A 26,513-nucleotide genomic window follows, 5' to 3' on the forward strand; every position below is an offset into this window, starting at 1 on the left:
TGTTCTTGTTTCCGTATTTTTCCTAAAATCTTACCCCAATGACCTACACCTTTATAACCTTGGCTTTTGTGGGCCTTATACTTTTCTATTGGCTCTATGTTTTGGTATCAAATTGCTTTCGAACACATTTTTCATTATTTAACGCACAAAAGAACGGTTTGGTTCCTGTAATGCAGGCCACTATTCTCTCCACAAAAACCCTAAAACCCGGAAAACATCCTTGGCTGGAAATCCAGATAGTCTTGGAGAATTTCGTGGGTCATACCATTCATAGGACCATTAGGTTTAGGGACAACCAGCCCCAATTGGAGCGGTTTGTGCCTGATAAAGTAATCCACGTAGGGTTAGACCTCACCAAACGACCCCATGACCCAGTTCTGCCCATGTATATCAAGCAACCGACCTCCATGGTTTTTGTGCTCTTCTGCAGTTTGCTCACCATTGGATATATTGCCGGGTGCTATTTTCTTGTGGGCGAAGCCCTTTCAAGAATCTATCTTTTACCCAAAACATACGAACGGGTTTTTGCTACTTCAGCTGTCTGGCAATTGGGTCTTGCCTTTGTGGTTGTTTCCATTGTTCTTCGGTGGCTCCTGACACGAATGGGCCTATTTGTAAAAGAATCTACCAAATTGCAAAATTGGGACCTGTTTTATAAAGGTTTGGGTACCACAGCAATAGTCAAGGAATATAGAGATACGGGAATATTGATCAATGAGAATCCGAAGGTTGAGTTTCTTTACACTTTTATGGATTATTCTGGACAAATTGTTAAGGGAAAAGATCAAAAAGTGGTGGAAAAATTGAAAACTGCCAAGCTATCCATGATGAGCGATAAGGAAATCATGTATTTGCCCGATGATCCATCCATTTCTCGAATGTTGGAAAATCTAGGCGACCATGGCACCCAGAAGACTATAGGTTTTTTATATGAAATTAGGTCTATTTGTCTTTTCGGTAATTGTTGTGTCCTTTTTTTGTATGGATATATTCCAAAAATGATAGGCTCTCATATGTCCAGTCTATATCCCTTTTTTAGTACATTGTAATGGATATGTCTAAAATTACAAGGGAAGATATTCAAATCATTGGCCGTTGCAGCAATTGGTCGGAAAATGGTGTTTCCAAAACTTTGGCGCACACTGTTTATGCCGATAAGTCCTCATGGCTTGCGTTTTTAAGGATTTTGTTCCTCGGCATTGGGGCTTCATTTACGGTTGCCGGAATCATTTTTTTCTTTGCCTACAATTGGGCCGACCTCAATAAGTTCGTAAAGCTTGGGTTACTGGAGGGCTTGGTGCTCCTGGTTGCTCTTGGGGTTCTTTTTTTCAAAACAAACCCCTTGATCAAAAAAACATTGCTTGCAGCAGCTGCGGTACTTGTCGGAGCTTCATTAGCGGTCTTTGGGCAAGTTTATCAAACTGGGGCCAATGCGTATGATTTCTTTTTGGCTTGGGTCTTGTTCATTTCGCTATGGGTCATTATATCCCGCTTTGCTCCTTTGTGGATCATCTATATTGCACTGATCAACACCACCATCTTTCTGTATGCGGACCAAGTGGCCCAAGATTGGTCAGAATTTTTTGTGATCAACTTCCTGTTTGTCGTCAACCTTTTCTTCTTGATTGGCTTTTTGTTGATTTCAAAGTTTAAGCCTGATCGAAAATTTCCCGCTTGGTCCACCCATTTGCTTGCGTTGGCCATAACTGTCATTGGGACCATAGGTATCTCAATGGGAATTTTTGAAGACCCAGAGCCTTTGTTTTGGATCCTGTTTGTCTTGGTAGGAATTTCCTATGGATTGGGTATTTGGTATGGATTAAAGGCCCATAACACCTTTTATTTGGCCATCATATCCTTTAGTGTCATCCTCATTATCTGCACCTTGCTCCTTCGGGTATCGGAAGGAGCCGGTATGCTTTTTATCATTGGCCTATTTATCATTGGTAGTGTCACCGTATTGATCAAAATCTTAATGGAACTTCAACGTAAATGGACAAGGTAAAAGAAATCAAAACGCTTTTGGATACCATAGGTGCTGATGAGGGACCTTCTTTTTCGTATGATGAAAATGCCATCAAAACGGAATATGCCAAACAGCACAGAAGAAGGTCCAATTTGGTCATCAAGGTGCTTTCTGTTTTTGGAATCCTTTTTGCCACAATTGCTTTTTTTGGATTTTTGGCCCTTTTGGGCATCTATGATTCTGAACTGGGAATGCTACTTTTGGGAAGCATTCTTATTACGCTGTCCTTGCTATTGAATGTAAAATTTGATACCCTCATCATCGATACCTTCGGGGCATCCATTTATGTGCTTGGCATTGTTTTGATAGTCTTTGGTTTGGCTTCATTTGATCTACATGAAGACCTTATAACCCTTCTGGTCATCAGTATTGCCCTATGCTCCCTGTTCATTGTTCAAAACTATATCGTCTCCTTTATATCGGTATTGGTCATTGCCTCTTGCTTTTTGGTTTTGATTTTTTCCAACGATTTGTTTGAATTGCTCCATTTTTACTTGGCCTTTTACGCTCTCGCTTTGGCATATTGTTCTTTTAATGAATCCCTATTCTTGACTTCAGGGATCAAGATGTCTAAAGTATATGGCCCGCTTCGCGTAGGATTGATCTTTTCATTGCTGTTTGGTCTTGTTGCTGTGGGTATCAACCAACTTGCCCCACTATCCCAAAACTTAAATTGGACCTCTTCCCTTGTCCATATTTTAATCATACTATATCTGGTGGGGCCTATTACAAAAACGCTTGGTGTAGATTCCAAAACCACAAAGATTTGGATATATGCCCTCGCTGGCCTAACCCTTTTGCCCACACTTTTTGCCCCATCGATTTCGGGAGCGCTTTTAATTGTATTGCTCAGTTTTAGGGTGCATCACAAAACAGGCTTGGGTATTGGTGTAGTGGCCTTGATCTATTTCATCATACAATATTACTATGATCTTAACTTGACCCTCTTGGTCAAATCCATGCTGCTTTTTTCATCTGGAGTGGTCTTTCTTCTGTTTTATATCTTTTTAACCAAAAAGTCCCGTGGGAATGAAAAAGTATAGTACAATCATCATTGTGGTCAACCTCGTGGCCTTTTTTGTTTTTTTCAATCACTCCATTCTTAAAAAAGAAGCGCTTTTGGAGCAGGGTGAACTGATTCTTCTAGAGCTGGCTCCCGTGGACCCACGGTCACTGATGCAGGGGGATTATATGCGGTTGCGGTACACGCTTTCAGAAGATATCAACAGCGACAGTATTCCCAAACGCGGGTTTTGCGTAGTGGGCTTGGATACCCATGGGGTTGCCCAGAAAAAAAGGTTTCAAAAAGATAGGACCCCGCTTGGCCAAAACGAATATCTTATTGAATACACTTCCCAAAATCGATCGAACATCAATATTGGTGCGGAATCCTATTTTTTCCAAGAAGGAGAAGCGGAAAAATATGAATCTGCGGAATATGGCGCTGTAAAAGTGGATAAAAAGGGCAACAGTATTTTGGTGGGATTATACGATGCAGACCTTAAAAAAATAGAATAAATCCTATTTTTGGGCATGCAACAACTCAAGGTCTGTGAACTTTTTGCCGGGGTAGGCGGTTTTCGATTGGGTCTGGAAAAAACCGGACACTACAAAATAGTTTTTAGCAATCAATGGGAACCCTCGACCAAGACCCAGCATGCATCCAAGGTCTACGAGGCTCGTTTTGGTCCAGAAAACCATTCCAACACCAACATTGAGGAAGTTCCCACCGCAGAAATTCCCGACCATGACATTTTGGTGGGTGGTTTTCCGTGCCAGGACTATTCCGTGGCCACCTCACTTAAAAATTCAAAAGGACTACTAGGCAAAAAAGGGGTGCTGTGGTGGTCCATCCATCGTATTCTGACTGAAAAAAAGACCAAGCCCAAATACCTTTTCTTGGAAAATGTGGATCGGCTTTTAAAGTCTCCATCATCGCAAAGAGGGCGTGATTTTGCGGTTATGCTCCGCAGCTTATCCGATTTGGGTTATGCTGTGGAATGGCGTGTGATCAATGCCGCAGATTACGGGATGCCACAGCGCCGAAGGCGCGTTTTTTTTCTAGCCTATCATACATCCACCCCTCTTTATTCCACACTCAAAAAGACAAATCCAAAGGATTGGATGTTCAAAGATGGTGTAGTTTGTAGCGCTTTTCCAATTGAAAATATAAATCAACCCCTTGCTTCCTTTGATTTGGATGAAGATTTGGTTTCGTTGTCCAAACAGTTTAACACAGAGCAAAAATTATCTCCTTTTTTAAATACTGGTTTATGTATTGATGGAAAGGTATATACCCAAAAAACTGCTCCTTCCTTTGATGGAAACCGTACCTTGCTTTCAGATATTTTGGAGAACGGGTCGGCTGACCCAAGTTTGTATATCAATACAAATGATCTTGAAAAATGGACATATTTAAAAGGGGCCAAAAAAGAAATACGCAAGACCAGTACAGGTTTTGAATACAATTATAGCGAGGGAAGCATGGTGTTTCCCGATGCACTCGATCAACCTTCCAGAACCATTATAACCGGAGAAGGGGGCAAGTCGCCCTCCCGGTTTAAGCACGTGGTCCAAACCTCCAAGGGACTACGAAGACTCTCCCCCATTGAACTGGAACGGTTGAACATGTTTCCCGACAATCACACCTTACTGGATGGAATCCCAGATGCCAAACGGGCATTTTTTATGGGTAACGCCCTTGTTGTAGGTATTGTGGAACAAATAGGTTCTGCCCTGTTCCACAAAATATCCCAACTTGAAAAGTAAGTTCTTATCCGACCTTTCCAAAGAAAAACAACTGGCCCCATTACTGGATTTTTATTACCAAAAGCACCTACAGCAATATGCTTTTGAGCGGGTTTCAAATCTAGAGCAACAGTGGAAGGGCATAGATCTTATCCTTGAGCACAAAACCTCAAAAAAACTATTCTATCTGGACGAGAAAGCCCAATTGGATTATGTAAACGAGAGTTTGCCCACTTTTGCTTTTGAACTTTTTTATCATAAAAATGGATATCAAAAACAAGGTTGGTTGTTCGATAATTCCAAAAAAACACATTTTTATGCCTTGGTTACTAGTATTTTTTCCGATGAAGAAAAGATGTTCACTTCATGCAACATCACCTTTGTAAACCGAAAAAAATTGATTGGCCATCTGGTTGATTTAAATCTGACAGAGGAGCATTTGACCAAAGTTATCCGAAACAACGCGCAAACTAATGGAAAATTGATTTTGGAAAGCCTTCATCCCAAAAAAGAGGGATTTCTCTTTTTTTCTACGTCAAACAAAGCAGAAAAACCTATAAATCTTGTTCTAAGACTGGAGTTTTTAGTTGAAATCGGGGTTGCAAAAAGGTTGATATAATCTAATTTTTTGTCATTTTCACATGGGGAATGCCATCTTCCAAGTATTCGTCCCCAACGCGTTTAAAACCCAATTCCGTATAAAATTTTAATAGGTAGGTTTGGGCGGATATTTCAACAATGGTGTTGGGAAATCTTTCTGTGATTACCTCTAAAGAAGCCTCCATAATCTGTTTGCCATACCCATATTTACGCTGATCGGCAGCTACCACTACCCTGCCTATGCTGGTATTTTTAAAATAGTCGCCAGGCTTAAAAATCCGGGTATAGGCCACCACTTCATTTTCTTTTAACCCAACTATATGAAGTGCTTTCTGGTCCTTGTTGTCCAAATCTTGGTACACACAGTCTTGCTCTACCACAAATACCTCGCTTCGCAAACGCATAATTTGGTAGAGTTCCATGTTGGATAGTTCATCAAAAGTCTTGGTAACTATTTCCATGAATGTTGGACCATACTATTTTGGAATGATCGGCACCAATGAGAATGGTACTTCCTTAATTCTTAACTGCAAGGAATTTTATCTATTCTTCGTTCATGCCTACCACCATCAAACTTTGTGTTCAAAAAGGTTTCTACCATGTCCAAGGCTTGTGGCAAGGCAATAAATCGTGCAGGTAGACTTAGGATATTGGCATTGTTGTGCTCGCGCGCAAGGGCCGTGATTTCCTTGTTCCAACAAAGGGCACCCCTAACCTTTTGATGTTTGTTTATGGTCATGGCGGCACCATTACCGCTTCCACAGATTACTATTCCCATATCAACCTTACCTTCTTCAACATCTGACGCAACAGGATGGGCAAAGTCAGGATAATCCACGCTATCCGTACCATCGGTACCATAATTGACAATATCAATACCTTTGGATTTCAATAGTCCTATAATGGCCAATTTATAGTCGGTTCCAGCGTGATCGTTTCCAATGGCAATTTTCATAGTGCATGTATTAAGATGGTGGATTGCAAAGGTACGATTCTTTTTGAGTGCGTGTGTTGATAAAAAACACGCACTTCTTGCATTTTGTTGTTTTACAATGAATTACGTTTTTACCCATTTTGTTGATCGTTTTAAGAAAACTTGGAGCAATTAAATTTTGTAATTCTAAAAAATACTTACAATAGAAGAATTTCCTTTGGTTCGACCACTAATCCATTAAAAATTAATCAACCAATTGGAAACATTATTTCACCGTAATTAACATTAAAGACATATTAAGTTTTCAATAAATTCATGTTGAAAACGGTTATTAAAAATCGTTCATAAAAAACATAACCTTTTGATTTCTATAAATATTCATAACTGAAAAATTGTCAATAAAATTTTCTTCCTGTTCAAAGCAATTTTTTTTCGGAAATATTATTCCACATTTCAACATACTATCATAATCACCATTTTTAATTTTTAAAAAAAGAAAGAAAAGAGATTATATTGATTATTGTTGATAAAAGCGGTTAAGTACTATGATTAGTTCATAGATCATAGTGCCTCAAGGATTATAATTTGTACTTTTCAAAAAAATAGAAATGTAAATGTCAAAGAAAAAGAAGAGGGCCAGAAGTCAGCGGAAGAATGAGATTACAAGAGGCATTTTCACAGTACTGGAGAAAGAACCATCCAAAAGCTTTAATTACAAGCAAATAGCTTCCAAACTTGGAATTACGGATACCCAGGACCGTAATGAACTCATTAAACGATTGGGCCAGCTCAAGTCCAGTGATCGGATTGTTGAGGAAGAACGCGGTAAATACAAAAAGAAACCATCGGTACATACCTATTTCAAGGGAAAAATGGATTTGACCTCCAGTGGTAACGGTTATGTTATCGTTGATGAGTTGGATGATGACATTTTTGTACCCTACAACCGATTGAACAAAGCCTTTCACGGCGACATCGTTGAAGTGTTTTTAAAACCGAGAAGGAAAGGAAAAAAGCAGGAAGGGGAAATATCCAAAGTGTTGGAACGTAAAAAAACTTCCTTTGTGGGTATTGTGGACAAACAGAAAACCTTTGCTTTTGTCCGTCCTACCGATTCTAGGATGTATACCGATATTTTTATTCCCCAGGAAAAGATGAAAAAGGCCAATAATGGGGACAAGGTACTGGTACAAATAGGAGACTGGCCCAATGATGCCGATTCACCTTATGGTGAAATAATTGAGGTTTTGGGAAAACCAGGCGAACATAATACTGAAATCCATGCCATTTTAGCGGAATATGGGCTGCCGTACGAGTTTCCCTATGAGGTGGAACAGTTTGCCAATACCTTGGATACTTCGATAAAGGAATCAGAGATATCCAAACGAAGGGATATGCGTGAGGTACTTACCTTTACCATAGACCCAAAGGATGCCAAGGATTTTGATGATGCACTATCGTTCCAAAAGTTGGAAAACGGAAACTATGAGATTGGAATCCATATTGCAGATGTATCCCATTATGTTCTCCCTGATACCATTTTAGAGGAAGAGGCCTATAATAGGGCCACATCGGTGTATTTGGTAGATCGTGTGGTTCCCATGCTGCCCGAGGTATTGTCCAACAACGCCTGTTCACTACGGCCCAATGAGGAAAAATATACCTTCTCAGCTGTTTTTGAAATGGATGATAAGGCCCGGTTGGTGGACCAATGGTTCGGAAGAACAGCAATCAATTCCAACGAACGGTTTGCCTATGAAGAGGCGCAGCATGTTATTGAGACCGGAGAAGCACAAATTCCAGAAGATATTTCCATTCGTGGAAAAGAGTATATGGTTTCCGATGATATCGTGGAGGCTATTTTAACCTTTGATAGATTGGCCAAGATTATGCGAGCCGCACGGATGGATGCCGGTGCTATTTCATTTGATAAGATTGAGGTACGGTTTAACCTTAATGAAAAAAATGAACCGGAAAGTGTTTATTTCAAAGAGGCCAAGGAGGCCAATAAGCTCATTGAGGAGTTTATGCTTTTGGCCAACCGGAAAGTGGCCGAGTTTATAGGCAAACAAAAGAAAACCTTTGTATACCGAGTACATGATGAACCGGATCAGGAAAAATTAATGGCCCTGAACGGGGTTATTTCCAGATTTGGACATAGTATCAACCTTAAGGATAAAAAGAGTGTCAACAAGTCCCTAAACCAGTTGTTGGAGGATGTAAAGGGAAGTAAGGAACAGAATTTGGTCGATACCCTGGCCATTCGTAGTATGAGCAAGGCCATTTATACCACGGAGAACATTGGCCACTACGGATTGGGGTTTGACTACTATACCCATTTTACCTCGCCCATTAGACGATACCCGGATGTGATGGTCCACCGATTGTTGCAGTATTATTTGGATGGGGGCAAGTCGGCAAAATCCGTGGTTTATGAAGAAAAATGCAAGCATTCTTCGGATATGGAACTCTTGGCAGCCAATGCAGAAAGGGATTCTGTGAAGTACATGCAGATCAAGTTCATGGAAGACCATAAAGACCAAGAGTTCTTGGGTGTGATTTCCGGGGTTACCGAATGGGGCATTTACGTTGAAATTGTGGAAAACAAGTGCGAAGGAATGGTGAGGATTAGGGACATCAAGGACGATTACTATGTTTTTGACGACCGCCAGTATGCCATTATCGGGGAGCGGACCAAACGAATGTATCAGCTGGGCGATGAGGTCTATGTAATGGTCAAGGATACCGATTTGATGAAAAGGCATTTGGACTTTTCGTTGATCGGTAAAAAGGAATAATACTATTTTGGAATAAAATTTGTTATCCTATTGAGAACCAAATTTTTGACACATGAAACCAATTACGATTGTTTTACTGTTGTTTTCCTTGCAGTTCTTGAATGCGCAAGACCGGGAGATTGTAAAAGATCTTCAAAAGTTTACAGAGGTCAAGGGTTTCGATGGACTATCCATACATCTTATCAAATCCACTGAAAACAAAGCAGTCATTACCGGTGCCAATACCGATAAAGTGGCTATTGTGAACAATGAAGGGGTATTGAAAATTCGCATGGAAATCGATAAAATTTTTAGTGGGTACCGAACTTATATCGATTTGTACCATACCGAAACCCTAAATGTGATTGATGTGAATGAAGAAGCCAGAATGTATTCTGACGAAACCTATATACAGGATGTTTTGGAATTGAAAGCACAGGAGGGAGGAGAACTTGAAATTGCTTGTCAAGTAGACCAATTATTGATAAAGGCCGTATCTGGAGGCGAAATATTGGTTTCCGGTTTTTCCAATAATCAGGATATTATCATCAACACAGGAGGGGAATATTATGCCAAAGCCTTTAAGACAAAATTTACTACCATTCGTGTGAATGCAGGTGGAAATGCCGAGATTTATGCCACAGATTATGTCAAGGCCAATGTTAAGGCCGGAGGTGAGGTCCTCGTGTACGGCGATCCAGTAAAAATGGATGAATCCACCGTTTTTGGTGGAAAAATAAAGAGAGTGGAATAATACAATATGATTGACGATATCCAAGCAGCGATACCCTTGGGATTTTTACTGAGCTTTATGATCGGGCCGGTTTTCTTTGTTCTGTTGGAAACCAGCGCCACAAAGGGATTTAGGGCAGGAGTAAGTTTTGATGTAGGGGTGATTATTGCCGATATCGTGTTTTTGGTCATTGCCTATTTCAGTAGTTTCCAATTGCTAGAAAACTTGAGCAACCAGCCTGGACTTTTTGTTTTTGGAGGTATGATCTTGTTGGTGTATGGCATTGTACTCTTTATGAAGAAGGATGGAAAAAAAGCCAATGTAAAAGCCACCAAAGGAAACTATCTGGTGCTTATGGCCAAAGGGTTTTTGTTGAATTTTATAAATATTGGGGTATTGGCATTCTGGTTGGGGCTGCTCATTGTGGTAGGTCCAAGTTTGGACAATGATCCCAACAGAATATTGGTTTTCTTCGGAACGGTGATAGCGGTATATTTTGGTACCGATTTACTAAAGATCATACTGGCCAAACAACTTAAAAAGTACTTGACCCAAGAAAGGATTGTCCTTATTAAAAAGGGACTGGGGTTGGTATTGGTCGTATGTGGTATTGTGCTCATTACCAAAGGTTTTCTTCCCAAGGATGAGTTCAATATAAAACAGGAAATAGAACGGATAAGTGAATAAAAAAACCCAACATTTGTTGGGTTTTTTGAGGCATCGAGCGGATTCGAACCGCTGTACAAGCTTTTGCAGAGCTGTGCCTAGCCACTCGGCCACGATGCCAATTGGATCGCAAAGCTATAAATATTTTATGAATTTTTGGTTTGATATAAACCAAATGTGAACAGCGTTTTCTAAAAAAAGCTTAGAGGCATCGGGTGGACTCGAACCACCATAAAAATCCTTGCGGGATTTTGTCTATCCATTTCGACCACAATGCCGTAATCAATAAGGACAAATTTAAAAAAAGTAATTCATTGTGATAAGCTAGGAAACAGTGGTTTATCGATTATATTCGAGTTTCACCGAAACGCTTTCCACATCACCACCAATTGGAGGGTTAATTTTTGATACTTCCACAATTACATGGGTCACTTCAATGATTTCTTTAAAAATGCGATCGATAATGCGTTTGGCCACATGTTCCAAAAGATTGGAACGGATACCCATTTCTTCCTTTACAATATTGTTCAGATGAACATAGTCCACCGTTTCACTGAGTTTGTCGGATTCTGAAGGTAAGGATAGATCAGCGGTGATTTCCAAATCCACGCGATAATCGCTACCGATAAGCATTTCTTCCTTTAAACACCCATGATTGGAGTGTATCCTGATATTTTTTACCCTAATTTTTCCCACAAGAGTTGAATTGAAGGGCAAAAATAGATCAAAACCAGCTAAATCAATACATACATCTACAATTGCTTATCCCCTGGAAGAGATCCATACCCACGGTAAGTACATGTGTTCCAGTACTATATCCTAAAATTTCGTTGGTAATGACCTGATAGGAATAACCAAAATAGAAATTGCTTTTTTTGAATCCTGCTATTGGAGCTATGTACAGCGGAGAACCGAATTGATCGTTCAAAAAGCGATAGGTGAGACCCACATAGTAGTAGTCTTCAAAATCATGGAACCTGAACTTGGCATTTAGATCGGTTACAGATCGGTTATCACTTTCAAACCACTGAAAGAAAACGGAGGGTTCCAATTCCAATTTACTGTTTTTGTTTTTGGAAATGCTATATCCTGTGTACAGATAATAGTTCCTCAAGGTATTGGGTTCAAAAACAGGATTGAACTGTTCCAAATTCTTGTTAAGGATGTTGGATGCGTTAAGACTCAAATAGAACTTATCATATCGGTAAAGCACCCCAAGATCAAAATTGTGGTTGGTAGTGGCTTTGTCATCCGTAGGAAGTTGTCCATTGTTTGCTGTAAAGTTCTCCACATCTATCCGAAACTGGTTAAAGTTGTAGGAGATTCCAAAAGAGAGAAAAATATCATCATAACGATCCAGGGTAAGATGGTGGGCAAACGATACCCTGGCCCCCCTTTGTTTGGTCTCACCATTGCTATCATTGTACAACAGCATTCCAAGTCCCGATCGGTTTCCTATTCGGGCATCCGCTGCCAAGGTCTGGGTATCCGGAGCATCCTCAATCCCCACCCATTGGGTCAACCCATTCAACCGGACCTTTATGTGGTCCCCAATCCCAGCATAGGTTGGGGACATGATAAAAGGGTTGTCAGCTATATATTGGGATAACTGGGGTATAGTCAATTCCTGCCCTCTGGCCATAAAGGCCATGAGGAACAGAAAGACAGAGGGATATATTTTCTTTAGCATGGGGTTGCGTAGGTTAAGCATTTATTGTCGATATAGGGTAAAGTGGCCCACAAACTCACGGTTGTCCTGTTCGCCTTGTAGACGAACTACGTACCAGTAATCACCGGTTGGTAAAGGTTTACCGTCATAATTTCCATCCCAACCTTGGGTGTTTCGGGTCATCTCTTCCACTACTCTACCATAACGATCGTAAATCTTAATTAGTACGTCTGGGAAGCCTTCAATGTTGTCAGGAATCCAGGTATCGTTAAGACCATCACCATCAGGAGTAAAGAAGTTGGGCATTTCAATGTCAATGAACTCCATGAATATCTCTGCGGTGGCTTGACAACCGTTTTGATCGATTACTGTAACGGTATAGGTATCTGTTCTATTGATATAGAAGGTGTTTTCACTACCGTTGTCCACATCATCAAAATAGAAGGTATACGGAGCCACACCACCTTCGGCAACGGCCGTTATCTGGTTAATGGTGTTGTTTTCCAAAATCAAGGTCAACGGCTCATAACCCTCTATAGTGAAATCATAAGTGGTCATACATCCATTGGCATGGGCAATGGTGATGTAGTGATCGCCAGGAGTCATGTTGGTGAAATCCGCACTTAACTGCATATCGGCTGGATCGGTAGAATCCAAAGCGTACAATACATCGGCAGATACGGTTGGATCTTCAAAGATGATGTCCAAAGAGTTATTAGGGATATTTCCGGTACACTCGTACATTGGGGTTACCGTGGCCCCTAGGTTTACTCCGGGCTCGATTTCCACAAAAACATTGGTATCACAACCTTCGGCATCTCTAATGAATACCACATGGGTTCCGGCACTTAGATTTTGGAAGACGGTCTGTCCAGGAACAAAATCGGCATCCGCATTGGAATCCAAAGCTGTTTCGTATGGCGCAGTACCTCCAGTAATCTGAAGTTCAAAGGAACCATCGGCACTATCAAAACAAACCTCGTGCATAATATTGATGGCCTCTGCCTCAATAGGCTCAGGTTGTTCAATAGTAAACTGGAAGGTCATGAAACATCCATTTATATCTTGGGCAATGACATCATAAGTACCAGGTGCCAGATCGGTAAATGTATTTACGGTATCAAACTGATCGAGGTTAGGCGAAATGGCATATAGAATCTGCCCTGTTCCTCCAGACACTTCCACAGTGATGGTACCATCGTTCATACCAGAACAGGTCGCATCTGTAGATTCCTCACGATCCACTTGCAATGGTGCGGGGTCTACAATTGGGATAACAGGGGATACCTCAACACAATCTCCGCTAGTGACCCTTACATAATAGTCCCCGGCATAAAGACCGTTGAAGACTCCATTGGTATTTGGTCCTGCCACCAAGTTGGTCAGGGCAGCATCGCTGAACAATTCATAGTTATAATTGCCCAGACCGCCCGTTGCATGTGCAATGATGGTACCAGTAGGCTCTCCGAAACAGTTGATAAACGCTGCGGAATCATCAATGGTAAGGATAAGCTCAGGAACCTCATCAATGGTTACTTGGTTGGATACCATAGCGGTACAACCATTGCTGTCCCTTACCATGAATTGATAGGCATCGGCCAACATGTTAGGGAAATCATGATAACTTCCATTGTTGAAGCTTTGCCATGTAGATGTATTCACATCGTAATATTCATAGGAACCACTGCCTCCGGAGGCAGACAAACGCATACTACCGTCCATGGTACAGGTCATTTCGGCGGTCTGCACCAAATTGCTCTCTACTTCATCGGGTTCTTGGATTTGAATAGGACCAACATTTACACCACAATTCCAGTCGTCAGATATGGTGATGCCATAGTACCCTGCACCCAAACCGGTAAAGGTTGCGCTGCTTTGTACCCCGGAAGTAAATACAATGTTTGTTCCGGTTGCATCATACACATTCAATTGGTATTGATACACGCCTTGACCACCCAAAACATTTATAGCGGTAATGGAGGCATCATCTTGACCATAGCAATCCAACATAGTGGTTGAAGCACTGATGCTGGCAGTAATGTCATCTGGACGAACCAAGGTTATATTTCTGGTTAAAGGACAACCATTGGCATCGGTGATTTCCACATCAAAGTCACCAGCGGACAATCCTGTGAACAGGAAGCTGGCCACATTATTGGCATTGTACACTTGACCGGTATCCGTATTGGTCAATACAATATTGTAGGGAGCGGTACCACCTGTTGGGGCCACATAAATCTGTCCTTGGTCATTGGTACAGGTAACATTGGCCACTTCCACAGGTGCAGCATCCAAAGCTGCACTTGGAGAGATGATCTGTACCGTATTGGAATCTTCGACACAGAATGGGGCACCGGTTTCCGTAACTCGGATATAGTAGCTTCCACCCACCAAAAGGTTTGTTGGATCAGGAATCTCGAAAGGATTCACAGAGGTGTTTCCGCTTCCGGTAAGTCCTAATGAACTACCATCGGCACGGAACACTTCATAATCGTAGGCACCGGTATATCCGGTAACATCTATTTCCAAAGTTCCTGCCTCACCATAGCACATGGCATGGGATACAACCGATGCTACTACATCAATGGTATCATAAGGAGCTATCGTATAGGTGATTTCCTCATAACATCCTGTGGTATCGTTTGTGGCACGGAATGTATAGTTTCCAGGAATGGACAAATCAAAAGTAGCCGTTGTTGATGTGCTGGAAACCACACTTCCATAAGGGTTTCCTACGGGCAACAATGCAAAAGTATAGCTATCACCACCAATACTTTCAACAACAGTTATGGTAACCCTTTCAGGATCATTACAAGTAATGGCTGTGTCCTGTGCTGTATTCAATGTGAAGGTGTTCAAAGGTTGAACATCAACACTGTCCACATACTCACAGCCATTGGCATCCCTTACAATGTAATTGATCGTTTGTACGGAACCATTATCAGTTACACCAAAGGTGGCATCTTGGGTAAAGCCATTACCATTAAAGCTATAATAGTAAGTACCCGTTCCGCCATTGGCTGTTACGGTAACAGTAGACTCATTGACCGAATTGCTCGGGCTACACACAAAGGCAGAAGCTGTTGCAGAAGCTGTTAAAGCCGTTGGTTCGGTGATGGTTTCCGGTCTGATGTCTTCACAACCTCTTGATGAAACTACACGTACTTCGTAGTCCCCAGCAGGAAGGTTTTCAAACAATGGCGTGTCTTGCAATGGTCTGCTTGGAGCCCCAACACTTATTCCGATAAGTTCATATCTATATATTGGGTTCGCAGCTGTTGCAGGATCCAAATTGGCCAAGATACTTCCATCACTGCCACCAAAACAACTTACATTTTGTATGGTTGAAGCCAATAGTGAAGGATCAACCTTATCATCCAATTCTTGGGTCAATGTAAACGTACAAGGTGTAGTGGTATCACTATCTGTAACTGTAAATGTATACGTTCCAGGCTGTGTAAGTCCAGTAAAGACCCCTGTGGTGTTGTTGTCTGTGGTCAATCCGTCAGGGAAAACCACTTCAAAGAATAGGTTGGAGGAACCACCAGAAACATTGATGGTTATCTGACCTCCCGGATCTACGGTACAATCTATTGGTTTAACCACGGTTGCAGTTGCAGACATGGCTTCGCTCAAGACTACGGGCCCAACAGTGGTATCACAACCCCATTGGTCAATAATATATACCTCGTAGGAACCTGCTCCTAGGCCAGAGAAAATGGTGCTGGTCTGAGGAGAACCTACATTGCTTCCATTACGGATCAATTGATACATATAGTTGCTGCCCTGACCACCTGTTACCGGGTTAGTGGCCGGGATGCCCACAACCTCGATTTCGCCTTGTAGGTTAACACAGTTTTCATTGTTGACCTGAAGGTCTGCCACTATGGGCAGTGGATCGGCCAAGGTTTCATCCGGTAATTGTACGGCGCAACCAAATTGATCGATTACCCAGATTTCATATGTTCCGGCCACAAGGTTTTCAAACCTTGGGTTGGCCACATAGTTTGATGGGTCATTTGGATCGGGATTGGCCACAGTGCTTACATAGTAAGCATAACCACCCCATCCTCCTTGTGCATTGATGATTTCAATGATACCGTCATTCCCTGGGTTACAGGTAATATCGGTTATGGCCGTAGCTGCGGTTACGGCTGCAGCAGGACCGGCAATATTGAAAGATTGGGTATACACACAAGCCGCTCCAGGAGGATTGGTATCGGTTACCTCAATATAATACGTTCCAGCAGCAAGACCTGTGATGGTAAAACTTCCATCGGCATCAGAACCGGTGGTAATCACATCATCGGCCAAGTTGGTGGGCGTGTTGTTTATGTCATAATATAGGGTATAGCTCGTGGCACTGGCATAGGTAATGCTGGACGCATCTACCAAGTTCAATTCCACTTCGCCATCTGCGGCACCAAAACAAGTGATATTGGTGGTGCTTACCACATCCAAATCCAAAACTTCGGGACTGGCCACGGTATGGGAAACGGAGATGATACATCCCGTAACGGTATTTCTAACTTCAAAGTTATGAGTGCCTACGGCCAATCCGGTAAAGCTTCCAGAAGCTTGGAATGGACCGGAAGGCAACAACCTAAACTCATAGTTGGCAGGGTCTGTTATGGAATTGGTGATGGAACCTGTGGCGGTAATGGTGATGTTTTCACCGGTAACACAAGTTGCAACGGCATCAATGGCCACAGAAGCGGACAATAGTTCATCAAATGGGGCGATGGTCTCCGTAGCGGTTCCCACACAGCCGTTGTTGTCATACACATTGATGATATAACTTCCGCCAGCCGTATTGGTTTCAATGTACACATTGTTCGATCCGGACTGAACCACAACATCGTCTCCAGTGGCTGGCGTACCCTGGTCGTTGATGAACTCATAAATCACATAGGTACCACTTCCACCAGTAATCGAAGCTGTATCCACTGTAATAGTGGCATTGTTCATGTTGTTGCCTGTGGTACAACCAAATTCCACAACACTGGTATTGATGTTGGCAATAGGGTCTGGCTGACTTATAATCTGGGTCAAGGTTGTGGTACAACCATTGGCCGCGGTAACTTCAATGGTATAGGTGATTCCGGCAATACTTCCTTCAAGTCCTGTAAAGGTAGCCGTAGTGGCATTGCTTGACGTTGGAGCAATTGGGAATGAAGCAGAACTTCCAGGTCCAGAAATAATTTCAAAAGTATAAGGTCCGGTACCGTTGTCCACGGCGCTTACCGAGATAGTACCATCAGCATCGCCATTACAGGTTACATCTGAGAAAGATGTAATGCTGAACGAAGGCATAATGGCCGGAGGAACCGAGACATTGAATACCCTGGAACATTCTGGTGATGCTGTATTGTTGTCATAAATGGTGATAATGTAGTCCTCTACCGTTGTGGTGCTGAACACCAACGGATTGGTGGACAAGCTTGTTCTGCTGACCACAATTCCGGAACCATCGGAAATTTCATAATCATAGCTTCCAGAGCCTTGAAGTACCTCAAGGGTAATTTCAGCATCTGGGCTAACGGAACAATCCAAAAGTTTGGTAAGGACCACATTGGCCTGGAGTACGGGATGAACCGTTACGGTATCTGTATCAATACAGCCGTTGCTATCAATGATGGACACATTATATGTTCCTGCTGCGATATTGTTGAATACCCCACCATTATCCACATAAGTAGTTCCACCATCCAATGAATAGAAAATTTGTGCGGCCGTAGTGGTCGCTGTAATGGTCACTGTAGCAGGATCGGTACAGTTATCCACAGCGATGCCTGTAATGGTTGGGTTTGGTGTCAAATCAAGGTCCACTGTACCCAAAGGCATGGAACAACCAAATTGATCCTGAATTTCGACAGCATAGGTTCCAGCAGGTGAATTGGCAGGAATCTCAATAGGATTATCAGATGTTGTTGTAATGGTTACAAACGGAACTGGTCCAGTAACAGTATACGTATAGATTCCGCCTCCACCAAGAGGGTTTTGAACCTCAATGAGTCCAGGGGCATTACAGCTAATATCCTGTAACACATTAGGTGTACCACTCAATGGATCCAGTTCTATCAATAACTCATTCTCAGTGGCGCCAACACAACTATCATTGTTTGAACCATCTACTTCTACAACTTCGATGAAGTAGTTTCCAGGAGCCAAATTATTGATGGTAATGTCCTGTTGTGGAGTAGAGAAGGGAACTATTCCCCCACTATCTGTTACAAAAACAGCAGAACCGGAACTCATATCGTACAGGGTCCATCTGAACTGTGTTTCAAAAGGAGCTTGGTTGTCAGTTACTGTGTAGGTAATGCTTCCGTTGTTGGCTCCATCACAGCTTGGAGTAATGCTTGATGTAATTTCCAAAGGAACCGTGATGATATCGTTCACGTTCACGTTACTTTGACGAACACAACCTGCGCTATCCCTAACGTAGAAGGTATAGGTTCTACCAGGGACCAATCCGACAAAGGTGTGGGTTGTTCCCAAAGGCAAAGGAGCGGTCCATGCTGCAGTAGCCGGGTTAAAATTGGCCGGGTCGTCCGAATAGGCATATTCGTAAGGCGCCGTACCGTTTTGTCCTCTCACCGTAACTTGTAGTTCATTACAATTGACAATTATTGGCAATATGGTAATGTCCAAGTCATCCAATGGGTATGGTATGATGAAGGGAGGAAGGTCTGTCTGACAAATGGTATTGTTGGACCCATCCACGGTTCTCATGGAAGGATAAACGGTTTGACCAGAAGTATAACCCGTAAACTGATCTGAAGTTCCAGGGTTGGAGTTGTCACCAATCCAAGTGGCACCACCATCGGCACTGAATTGAATGGTTCCCAAAGTAGTAGGATATCCAGAGAATTCAAAGCCAAAATCATTGATGTCGCCAGTACAAGTTGCGGGCGTAACCCCAGATACAACCCCCGTCAATTCATCAGGATTGTTGATGGTCTGCGTATCGGTAATGGTACAACCTGTGGCATCGGTGATATTGATGGTATAGTCCCCAGGCATTAGGTTATAATACGTTCTGCTTGTAGAAAGTACGTTGGTATCGGTTTGGTCTGAGGCACCTCCATTGTCCAAATCAATGATTTGAATGGTGTATGGGGCAAGCCCGGAAGTGATATCCACCAAAATGGAGCCAGTTCCATCATGACATTCAGGGTCTGTTGGAGTGGCCGTCATGGTCAACGGAGTGGCCGGGTCAACGGTCACGGTTTCCATAAACTCACAGAAAGGAGCTGTTGCGGAATTGTCCCTAACATATACATCATAAGTGCCTTCGTTACCAGCAGTTACAGTATAGGTGTTGGTTGTGGAGAAAGATCCGGTTGGATCAGTAGTTGTTGGCACAAAAGCATATTCCAAGGTAGGTGAACCACCTGAAGCCGTAACGGTAATGCTACCATCGGCACATGTGGTAATGTCCTCAACGGCCACACTGGCGATCAAGGCATCTACAATGGTTACGTTTTGAAGCGTGCCCGTACAACCAAAGCCATCCCTTACATTGATGGTATAGTTTCCAGCGGCCAATCCTGAGAAAGTGTGCGTTGTGGCCGTGGCAGGACTTGGAGTGATCCAAGGACCACCATTTAAACTGAATTGATAATCGCCATTTCCACTGGTCACATCCACTTGGATAGTACCGTCATTGTTTCCACTATAACATGCAGTGGGTGTAACATCAAATAGGATATCGGCAGGAGGTGCAATGGTAATGGCCGTATCAACAGGGTCTTCGCAAAGATTTGTGTCGATAACCCTGATAATATAATCACCATCGGAAAGACCAGTAAATATGTTGGAAGATTGATAAGCAACAAGCACACCCCCTCCATTGTCTTCCAATTGATATTGGTAGGTAGGGGTTCCGCCTGTGGCTGAAGCCGTTATAGTGGCCCCTCCGTTTGTACAGGTCATCACACTGGTCACAGAGGCAGAAGCAACCAATGCATCAGGCTCTGTTAAAGTTTGATTCAAGATTACTGAACACGCAGGGTCTCTTAAGTCTACAATGGTAATGGTATGGTTGCCTGCTGTTAGTCCGTTAACAGTAACAGGGCTTGCAAATTGAGGGGCAGAAACCGCGCCTCCATCCACTTGGTACGTAAAGCCTGTGGCAGGGTCAAAGTTTTCCGCTTCAAAAGTAATGGAACCGTCGGCACTACCATTACAAGAAATATCAGTGAAGGCAGTAATGGCCGCGTCAAAGGCATGACCATCCTCAACATTGACATCAACGGTCAATGAACCGGAACAAACTTCAGGGGTTTGGAACGCCTGAATATCGTCAATGGCGATGTCATTTCCACCCGTAACAGCAGAGTTGGTACGAATTACAATATCTAAATTGGCATTGCCTCCTGGATTTAGGGTAACTGTATAGTTCTGCCAATCATCAGCATTATTGTTTTTAGGAACTTGTCCTGTTGTGGTACTGGCAATTACCGTACCCACGCCATCTACCAATTGAATATCGATATCAGGGTCAGCACCACCGGTTCCAACTCTTAACAAGTTGAAAGCCCATAATGAAATGGTGATATCCCGATTGGGGACCACTTCAATATCTCTTTTGGCATAGATAATCCCATTGGGCCCTACGGCACCACCTACATTCATGGCCAAAAATCTACCATTGGCCAAGGCGGAGTGATCATTGGGGTTTCTCCATGTACCATAGGGGTTTACAATGGTTTGTGTAACCGAATATTCCCCGTCTTGGATATGGGTGTCAATGGCCCAACCGCAGGAGTTCACTGCTCCGTTTTGAGGCTCGTAACAGTACGCAGGATCCACCTCGGGAATGCTGGTATTGGGTCCAGCTCCAAAAGTTTCCAACAGCAACACACTTGGAGTTGGAGCGGAATTGCTGGTATAGTTTACCGTAATGGTATGTGATCCAACAGCAACATTGTTAAAGATATTTGAGTCAGCAGGAGAGTTTGGATTACCATCGATTTCATAGGTGTAATCAAAATCTGCGCTGTCCGGAGTCAAGGTAATGATACCTTCGCCATCACATTCGTAGTCTATGGCCGGAGTAACATTGGGTGGGGTGGGAACAGGGTCAATGGTCACCGTCATGGGATATGTACAAAGATTGGCATCCCTGATGTAAAGTGTATGTGTTCCTGGAAAAAGATACCCAATAGAGCTTGATCCATATGTGGACCCACCATCAAAACTGTACTCGTAAGGAGCGGTACCTCCCAATGCATTGGTAATACGTACCTCAGCACCCAACCCTGGGTTACATTCTGCCAATTGGGTAACGGCGGCAGAAGCGGAAAGGGTCAAAGGTTCGGTTATGGTATAAATTTCATCAACGGTACAGTTGTTGGCATCCCTAACGCGGATGTTATAACTGCCCGCAGCTTGGTTCACAAATGTGTTTGAAGTTTGATAGGTAGCACCATTGTTGATACTATATTGATATGGGGCTTCACCACCTGAAGCGTTAATGGTAATGGTGGCTTGTGCCTCTCCACTACACAAAATTCCTGTGTCGGTCACTGAAATGGCCAATGGTGGATCTTGGGCTATCGTAATATCGTAGGAAGCCTCACAGTAACCAGCAGCGCCATTGTTATCTCGAACATATACATCGTAATCACCGGCACCGGTTACGGAAACAGGGTTGGTGGTTGAAAAATCCCCATCGGCGGGAGTAACCCCATTGCCCACAACAGCGTATACATAGTTGCCATCGCCACCAGCAGCGGTAATGGTAATATCGGTATCCGTTCCACAAGCAATAATATCTGGAGCCGAAGCAATCACACTCAACTCTGGATCAATAGTGATGGAAGCTGAATCTGTACAGCTGTTCCCGTCTCTAACATCAATGGTGTAGGTTCCTGGGGCTAGACCCGAGAACACATTGCCGCTTACAAACGGACCGCCATTTAGGCTATATTCGTAGTTGCCGTCCCCTCCAGAAGTAACATTAGCGGTAAGGGTGAGGCCTACGGCATCGTCATAACAAATGTCGTTGGGCACAATGGCCAAAATAGGGGCCACGGCTTCAATGATATCAAAGGTATCCGTAAAAACACATCCATTGGAATCCGTAACGGTATACGTATAGGTTCCTCCTATGGTAAGATTGGCAAATAATCCATTTGATTGAGGGGCAGGAAGGACATATCCAACAGGACCTGCAGTGATTTCAAAACTGTTGCCACCCCATCCTCCGGTTGGAGTAATGGTAACCGAACCGTCTGCAATACAGCTAGGCTGGGCAACCACGTGGGAAGCAGTCAATGCTGAAGGAGGTGCATTTATGGTAACACTGGCCGTATCGGTACAGCTGGTGTAGTTGTCGGTAACGGTAATGGTATAGGTTCCTTCGGCCAATCCTGACAAAGAAATGGTTCCATTGGTCTGTGCACTTCCGTTGAAAGTAGCAGGACCTGTAACCGAATAATCATAATCTGTATTGAAGTTGGCTACGTTGAACTGAAGCTCCCCGTCGGTATCACCAAAACAAGTAATATTACTCAACAATTGGCCTGTCACGGAAATTTCGGTAATGGGGTCTATGGTATAGCTTTCATCATACGAACAACCCAAACTGTCGGTAACCCTGAACAAATAAGTTCCTGGAGCCAATCCAGCAAAAGTGGCATTGTTTCCGTTATTGACCACACTACCGGCAGGGGCAATGATCTCGTAGGTTAAATTGGGGGTTCCTCCTGTTGCGGATAAGGTTACATCAGAAGTAAATACGGGACAGATGGGATTTGTGGCTGAAAAATCCAAATCTGTTGGTGGGTTCAAGGGATCTATGGTGATAGGGTCCGTTGCTATAAGACACCCATTGGCATCCCTAACCGTTACAGTATAGGTTCCCTCTGTCAATCCAGAGAAAGTTTCAGCACCGGGACCACTTACAAAGTTTACCCCATCAATACTGTATTCATAGGGAGCGGTACCTCCAGAAACATTTTGGGCCTCAATGATGCCATCCTGTAAACAGGTATAATCCTGAACCAAAGCGGAGTCTGCATCCAAGGCTTGTGGAGGCCCATCAACGGTAACATAATCGTAATAATCACAAGAAGCACTACCCTTACGTTGGTTGATAACAATCACATAATCCCCACTAGGCAAACCAGAGAAAAAACCTGTTTCATTGGTGGCCAATGCGTTTACATAATCATAGTTGTCCTCATCAAAACCAGTGGCATCAAACAGGTAATAAGTAAGTTGGTACCCATTACTGTTCGTAAGGTTTTTGGTAATGGAACCCGTTGATTCCCCAAAACAAAGGACATCAACAATCGTATTAAAATCATAGTCCGCTGCTGGCCTGAATTCAATGGTAACCGGATTGGAGATATCATAACAGTTGAACCTATCCACAACCACGAACAGGTACTCTCCTGGATCATAGATGTCGAAAATCTGACTGGTCTGAAATTCTGAAGGAGGGATATCCTGTACCGTTGGATATGAAATTACAGGATTGCCCAAGTCATCGGTATAGGACCAAATGGCGTACAAGTGAGGTGTTTTACCCCCTGTAGATTCCATAAGAATATTACCTTCCTTACAGGTAATGTGTTGGGAAACCCTGGCAGTAAGCTCCAGGTCTGCCAGGTCAAGAATGGTCACTTGTTCGGTGTAGGTACATCCGTCATCGGTGGTTACGGTAACATCGTATACCCCATCGTTCAAGTTCTCAAAGGTGTAATTATTGTCTGTGGATGGTCCGTGGGTGTCCACTACGGTACCACCTTGGGATATTTCATAATAGTATTGGGGCTCTACATTGAGCACAGAGATGGCAATCTCGCCCAAACCAGAACAGTTGGTGTCTTGTGGAGTGATGTCCACTTGGAAATTTCTTTCCAGAATCCCAATATTCTCTAGAAGAAAAACACAACCATCGGTAACACCTTGTTGTCTCATTTCAACGGCATAAGCACCGTTGGTGGTAATATCAAAGCTTGGACTTGGTCCAAAAGGAACCAATACGTTTCCTGTGGTTTGATCCAAAAGTTGATATTCGTAATCAATAGGCATATTGGTCACGGTAATGTTTCCATCCGTGTCACAAATAATATCGCTAGAGGTGTATTGTGGGTTGAGCGGGTTCTTGTAAATATTGAAATAGAACCTGCTGAAACATCCGTTCTGATAGTTGATGATCAATCGGTACTGTCCTGAATCCGAAGCCAAGAAGTCGTTCCCGGTATCCACGGTGTTCCAAGTACAGCTTGCGTTGGTGTTGGCACAGCCTGAAACAGCAGATCCACAGCTAGTTTCGTCCAATTGTTCCCAAACAATGCTCTGCGCATCAGGGATGTTTACTTGTATAAGTTCTGTGTCGTTAAGACCACATAAGAAGATTTCGGGCAGTTCGCTACCGTCATTGGGGCAGATTTGAATCTCGCCATCAATGGTATTTGAAGTGTTGTTGATTAACGCCGTGATAGGGTTGCTTTGAACCGAACCGAACAATTCAACCACTATGATTTCCATAAAATCCTTACAGGGATCGGCAACTTGCTTGTCTACTAGATAAGTTCCGGTATCACCTACCAAAATAGTGCTTGGGTCGTTGTCGGCATCGGCATCGGTAATAACGGTATCTGTACCAAGATCAATCTGGTTGTTGCCATTTTCATCACGGTACCAGATATAGTTGTCAAAATTGTCACCGGCATCCAAAAGCACGGTATCACCACAAAGTTGTACCGTTCTGCTAAAGTTACAGGCACTTAGGTCATCCAACAAAAAGTTGGTGGCCCCGGGGGTGGGGAAACCACAACCGTCAAATTCGGACACACTGGGGTCGTCCGTAATCTGTGCATTGTTAATGACACCACTATAGGTGGAATAGGCCAAGTTTTGGATGATATCCGTACAGGCATCGATAAAGTCAAAACAGTTTTCCGCCACTTGTACCCGCATCCGGATGGAGGCCATGGGATCACCTTCTTCTACCAAACCATCTGGAATACTGAAGAATATGGTTCGTGAGGCCGGATCGTAGGAGTAAGTAGCTCCTGCGGGCATGGTAATGCTGCTTTCATCCAAGGTTACGTTAATGGGCAATACATCTCGAATGGTATAATATCTTTGAAAAGGGTCTGAACTGGCAGGATCAACCCCGGTGGCATCATCATTCCCCACATTCTCAAAAGAGAGCACATAATCCAAGTATTGTCCTAAGTTAACTCCTTGACCTGTAATATCGTTACCTCCAATATCCTCAACGGTTTTGGTCAGCTCAATATTGGGCTCAATGATTTCCACATCCAGAGAGGTGAAGAAAATGTCGTATTTATCCTGGGTTGAGGATGCTCTTAAAGTCGCCCCGGTCTCACTGTTTGGAATAACCGTCTGGTTGGGGTTAGGTATGGTGAACAAATCCACATCCCAACCTAAAGTGTTTACACTGTTGGGGTTTCTAGTGGTGATAATATTGTCTTCAATGGTAATGTTACTATTGAAAAAGTTGGTGGTAGGGTTGACTGTGTTTCCAAGTGTTGTAAATCCGGCGTTGCTGTCCGCACGAATGGCAAGCCTGTCCCCAGAGATTCGGTTGTCTCCTTCCAAAGTGGCCACACCCAATTTTGCACGCACGGGAAAGGGCGCGGGCAATGTGGTAAAACCACTAAAGGGAACATCAACCGTTTGTCCTGATTTGATACCGGCGTACCCATCAAAAGTGGTAATGTATTTACCGGGAAGGGTTGGGTTTTCATAAACCACGACCAAGGTCCAACCTCCAGAAATACCTCCGGTAATGGAGCTTCCGGAACTAGCCCTGACGTTTGCTACAAAGTATTCCCCATCGGGGTTGGCCAATGAGGATACCATGGAAGTTACATCCTTATAACAAGCATAGGGGCTATAGCTCCCAAAGTCGGAATCGTTATATCCATCAAATAAAATTTCATCTGCGGTCAGATCTACATAGGAACCTCCAGGAACCCTAAACTTGACCTGGTTGAAATCGCTCCTATCACTGCCCTTGTATACTGCGGACCAGTATAGTCCGGCATATCGTATTAATGAACAGGAAGGGTCCGGTACGGCCAAGGTGGCACTACTGGAACTAAAGGTGGAACCATCCCCGTCTATATCAATATATTGCATGTTAAGGTCATCGTTATATGATGAGCTTGAACCGGTTGCATTGTAAGGGTCTTCAGGGTCTGTACTTCCGGAATCCCTGTTTACTATATTGTTGGCAATAAAGGTAAGATCCCCCCTAAGTTCGTTTTCATAACGTACGTCAAAGGTGTTCTTGACCTGGGAAGTACCCACCCAAGAAATGAGTGCCATCCCTAAGAACAGCAATATTTTATGTAAAGGTTTGGCCATGG

At 43.2% G+C, this 26,513-nt stretch carries 14 protein-coding genes and 1 tRNA gene; 9 read left to right on the forward strand and 6 right to left on the reverse strand.

Annotation, left to right across the window (positions count from 1 at the left end):
• The first annotated feature begins 38 nt into the window (after nt 1-38).
• The 6 genes from F8C76_RS12245 to F8C76_RS12270 are packed head-to-tail and all read left to right on the forward strand — an operon-like array spanning nt 39 to nt 5,393.
• Nucleotides 39-1,049 (forward strand): hypothetical protein, encoded by a 1,011-nt coding sequence (locus tag F8C76_RS12245; protein ID WP_152131963.1) that lies wholly within the window; start codon nt 39-41, stop codon nt 1,047-1,049.
• A 5-nt stretch (nt 1,050-1,054) separates the two neighbouring features.
• Entirely contained in the window at nt 1,055-2,005 is a 951-nt protein-coding gene (locus F8C76_RS12250; RefSeq protein ID WP_152131964.1) for a DUF2157 domain-containing protein, read from the forward strand.
• The gene (locus F8C76_RS12255; protein ID WP_152131965.1) at nt 1,993-3,069 is read left to right on the forward strand and encodes a DUF4401 domain-containing protein; all 1,077 of its coding nucleotides are present in this window, start codon (nt 1,993-1,995) and stop codon (nt 3,067-3,069) included. The genes F8C76_RS12250 and F8C76_RS12255 overlap by 13 nt, the downstream gene beginning before the upstream one ends.
• Nucleotides 3,056-3,544: a GDYXXLXY domain-containing protein gene (locus tag F8C76_RS12260; RefSeq protein ID WP_152131966.1), complete on the forward strand. Its 489-nt coding sequence runs from the start codon at nt 3,056-3,058 to the stop codon at nt 3,542-3,544. Before F8C76_RS12255 ends, F8C76_RS12260 begins: the two co-directional genes overlap by 14 nt.
• Before the next feature lie 15 nt (nt 3,545-3,559).
• Nucleotides 3,560-4,795 (forward strand): DNA (cytosine-5-)-methyltransferase, encoded by a 1,236-nt coding sequence (gene dcm, locus F8C76_RS12265; RefSeq protein ID WP_152131967.1) that lies wholly within the window; start codon nt 3,560-3,562, stop codon nt 4,793-4,795.
• Nucleotides 4,785-5,393 carry a hypothetical protein gene (locus tag F8C76_RS12270; protein ID WP_152131968.1) on the forward strand — a complete coding sequence of 203 codons (609 nt, stop codon included), beginning with the start codon at nt 4,785-4,787 and terminating at the stop codon, nt 5,391-5,393. The genes dcm and F8C76_RS12270 overlap by 11 nt, the downstream gene beginning before the upstream one ends.
• Nucleotide 5,394: 1 nt before the next feature.
• On the opposite strand, the gene F8C76_RS12275 is transcribed toward F8C76_RS12270, so the two are convergent.
• Both F8C76_RS12275 and F8C76_RS12280 read right to left on the reverse strand, forming a co-directional pair.
• The gene (locus tag F8C76_RS12275; protein ID WP_152131969.1) at nt 5,395-5,835 is read right to left on the reverse strand and encodes a GNAT family N-acetyltransferase; all 441 of its coding nucleotides are present in this window, start codon (nt 5,833-5,835) and stop codon (nt 5,395-5,397) included.
• A gap of 62 nt (nt 5,836-5,897) precedes the next feature.
• On the reverse strand, nt 5,898-6,329 hold the full coding sequence (locus F8C76_RS12280; RefSeq protein WP_152131970.1) for an RpiB/LacA/LacB family sugar-phosphate isomerase: 432 nt from the start codon (nt 6,327-6,329) through the stop codon (nt 5,898-5,900).
• Nucleotides 6,330-6,922: 593 nt separating this feature from the next.
• On the opposite strand from F8C76_RS12280, the gene rnr reads away from it, so the two are divergent.
• From rnr to F8C76_RS12295, 3 genes are read left to right on the forward strand one after another with little or no spacing between them, the layout of a single operon-like run.
• Nucleotides 6,923-9,106: a ribonuclease R gene (gene rnr / locus F8C76_RS12285; protein ID WP_152131971.1), complete on the forward strand. Its 2,184-nt coding sequence runs from the start codon at nt 6,923-6,925 to the stop codon at nt 9,104-9,106.
• A gap of 52 nt (nt 9,107-9,158) precedes the next feature.
• On the forward strand, nt 9,159-9,839 hold the full coding sequence (locus F8C76_RS12290; RefSeq protein ID WP_152131972.1) for a head GIN domain-containing protein: 681 nt from the start codon (nt 9,159-9,161) through the stop codon (nt 9,837-9,839).
• A gap of 6 nt (nt 9,840-9,845) precedes the next feature.
• Nucleotides 9,846-10,505, forward strand: coding sequence for a LysE family translocator (locus tag F8C76_RS12295; protein WP_152131973.1), 660 nt, complete (start codon nt 9,846-9,848; stop codon nt 10,503-10,505).
• Nucleotides 10,506-10,533: 28 nt separating this feature from the next.
• On the opposite strand, the gene F8C76_RS12300 is transcribed toward F8C76_RS12295, so the two are convergent.
• The 4 genes from F8C76_RS12300 to F8C76_RS12315 all read right to left on the reverse strand — a co-directional run bounded on the left by F8C76_RS12300 (nt 10,534) and on the right by F8C76_RS12315 (nt 26,511).
• A tRNA-Cys gene (locus F8C76_RS12300) sits at nt 10,534-10,604 on the reverse strand.
• A 219-nt stretch (nt 10,605-10,823) separates the two neighbouring features.
• Nucleotides 10,824-11,180, reverse strand: coding sequence for a dihydroneopterin aldolase (gene folB, locus F8C76_RS12305; protein ID WP_129653876.1), 357 nt, complete (start codon nt 11,178-11,180; stop codon nt 10,824-10,826).
• Between the two features lie 43 nt (nt 11,181-11,223).
• A complete protein-coding gene (locus F8C76_RS12310) occupies nt 11,224-12,174 on the reverse strand; it encodes a PorP/SprF family type IX secretion system membrane protein (protein ID WP_129653877.1) in 951 nt (316 codons plus the stop codon).
• A gap of 21 nt (nt 12,175-12,195) precedes the next feature.
• Nucleotides 12,196-26,511, reverse strand: coding sequence for a T9SS type B sorting domain-containing protein (locus tag F8C76_RS12315; RefSeq protein ID WP_152131974.1), 14,316 nt, complete (start codon nt 26,509-26,511; stop codon nt 12,196-12,198).
• Nucleotides 26,512-26,513: the final 2 nt, after the last annotated feature.

The organism is Flagellimonas olearia (assembly GCF_009184425.1).
Classification (GTDB): Bacteria; Bacteroidota; Bacteroidia; order Flavobacteriales; family Flavobacteriaceae; genus Flagellimonas; species Flagellimonas olearia.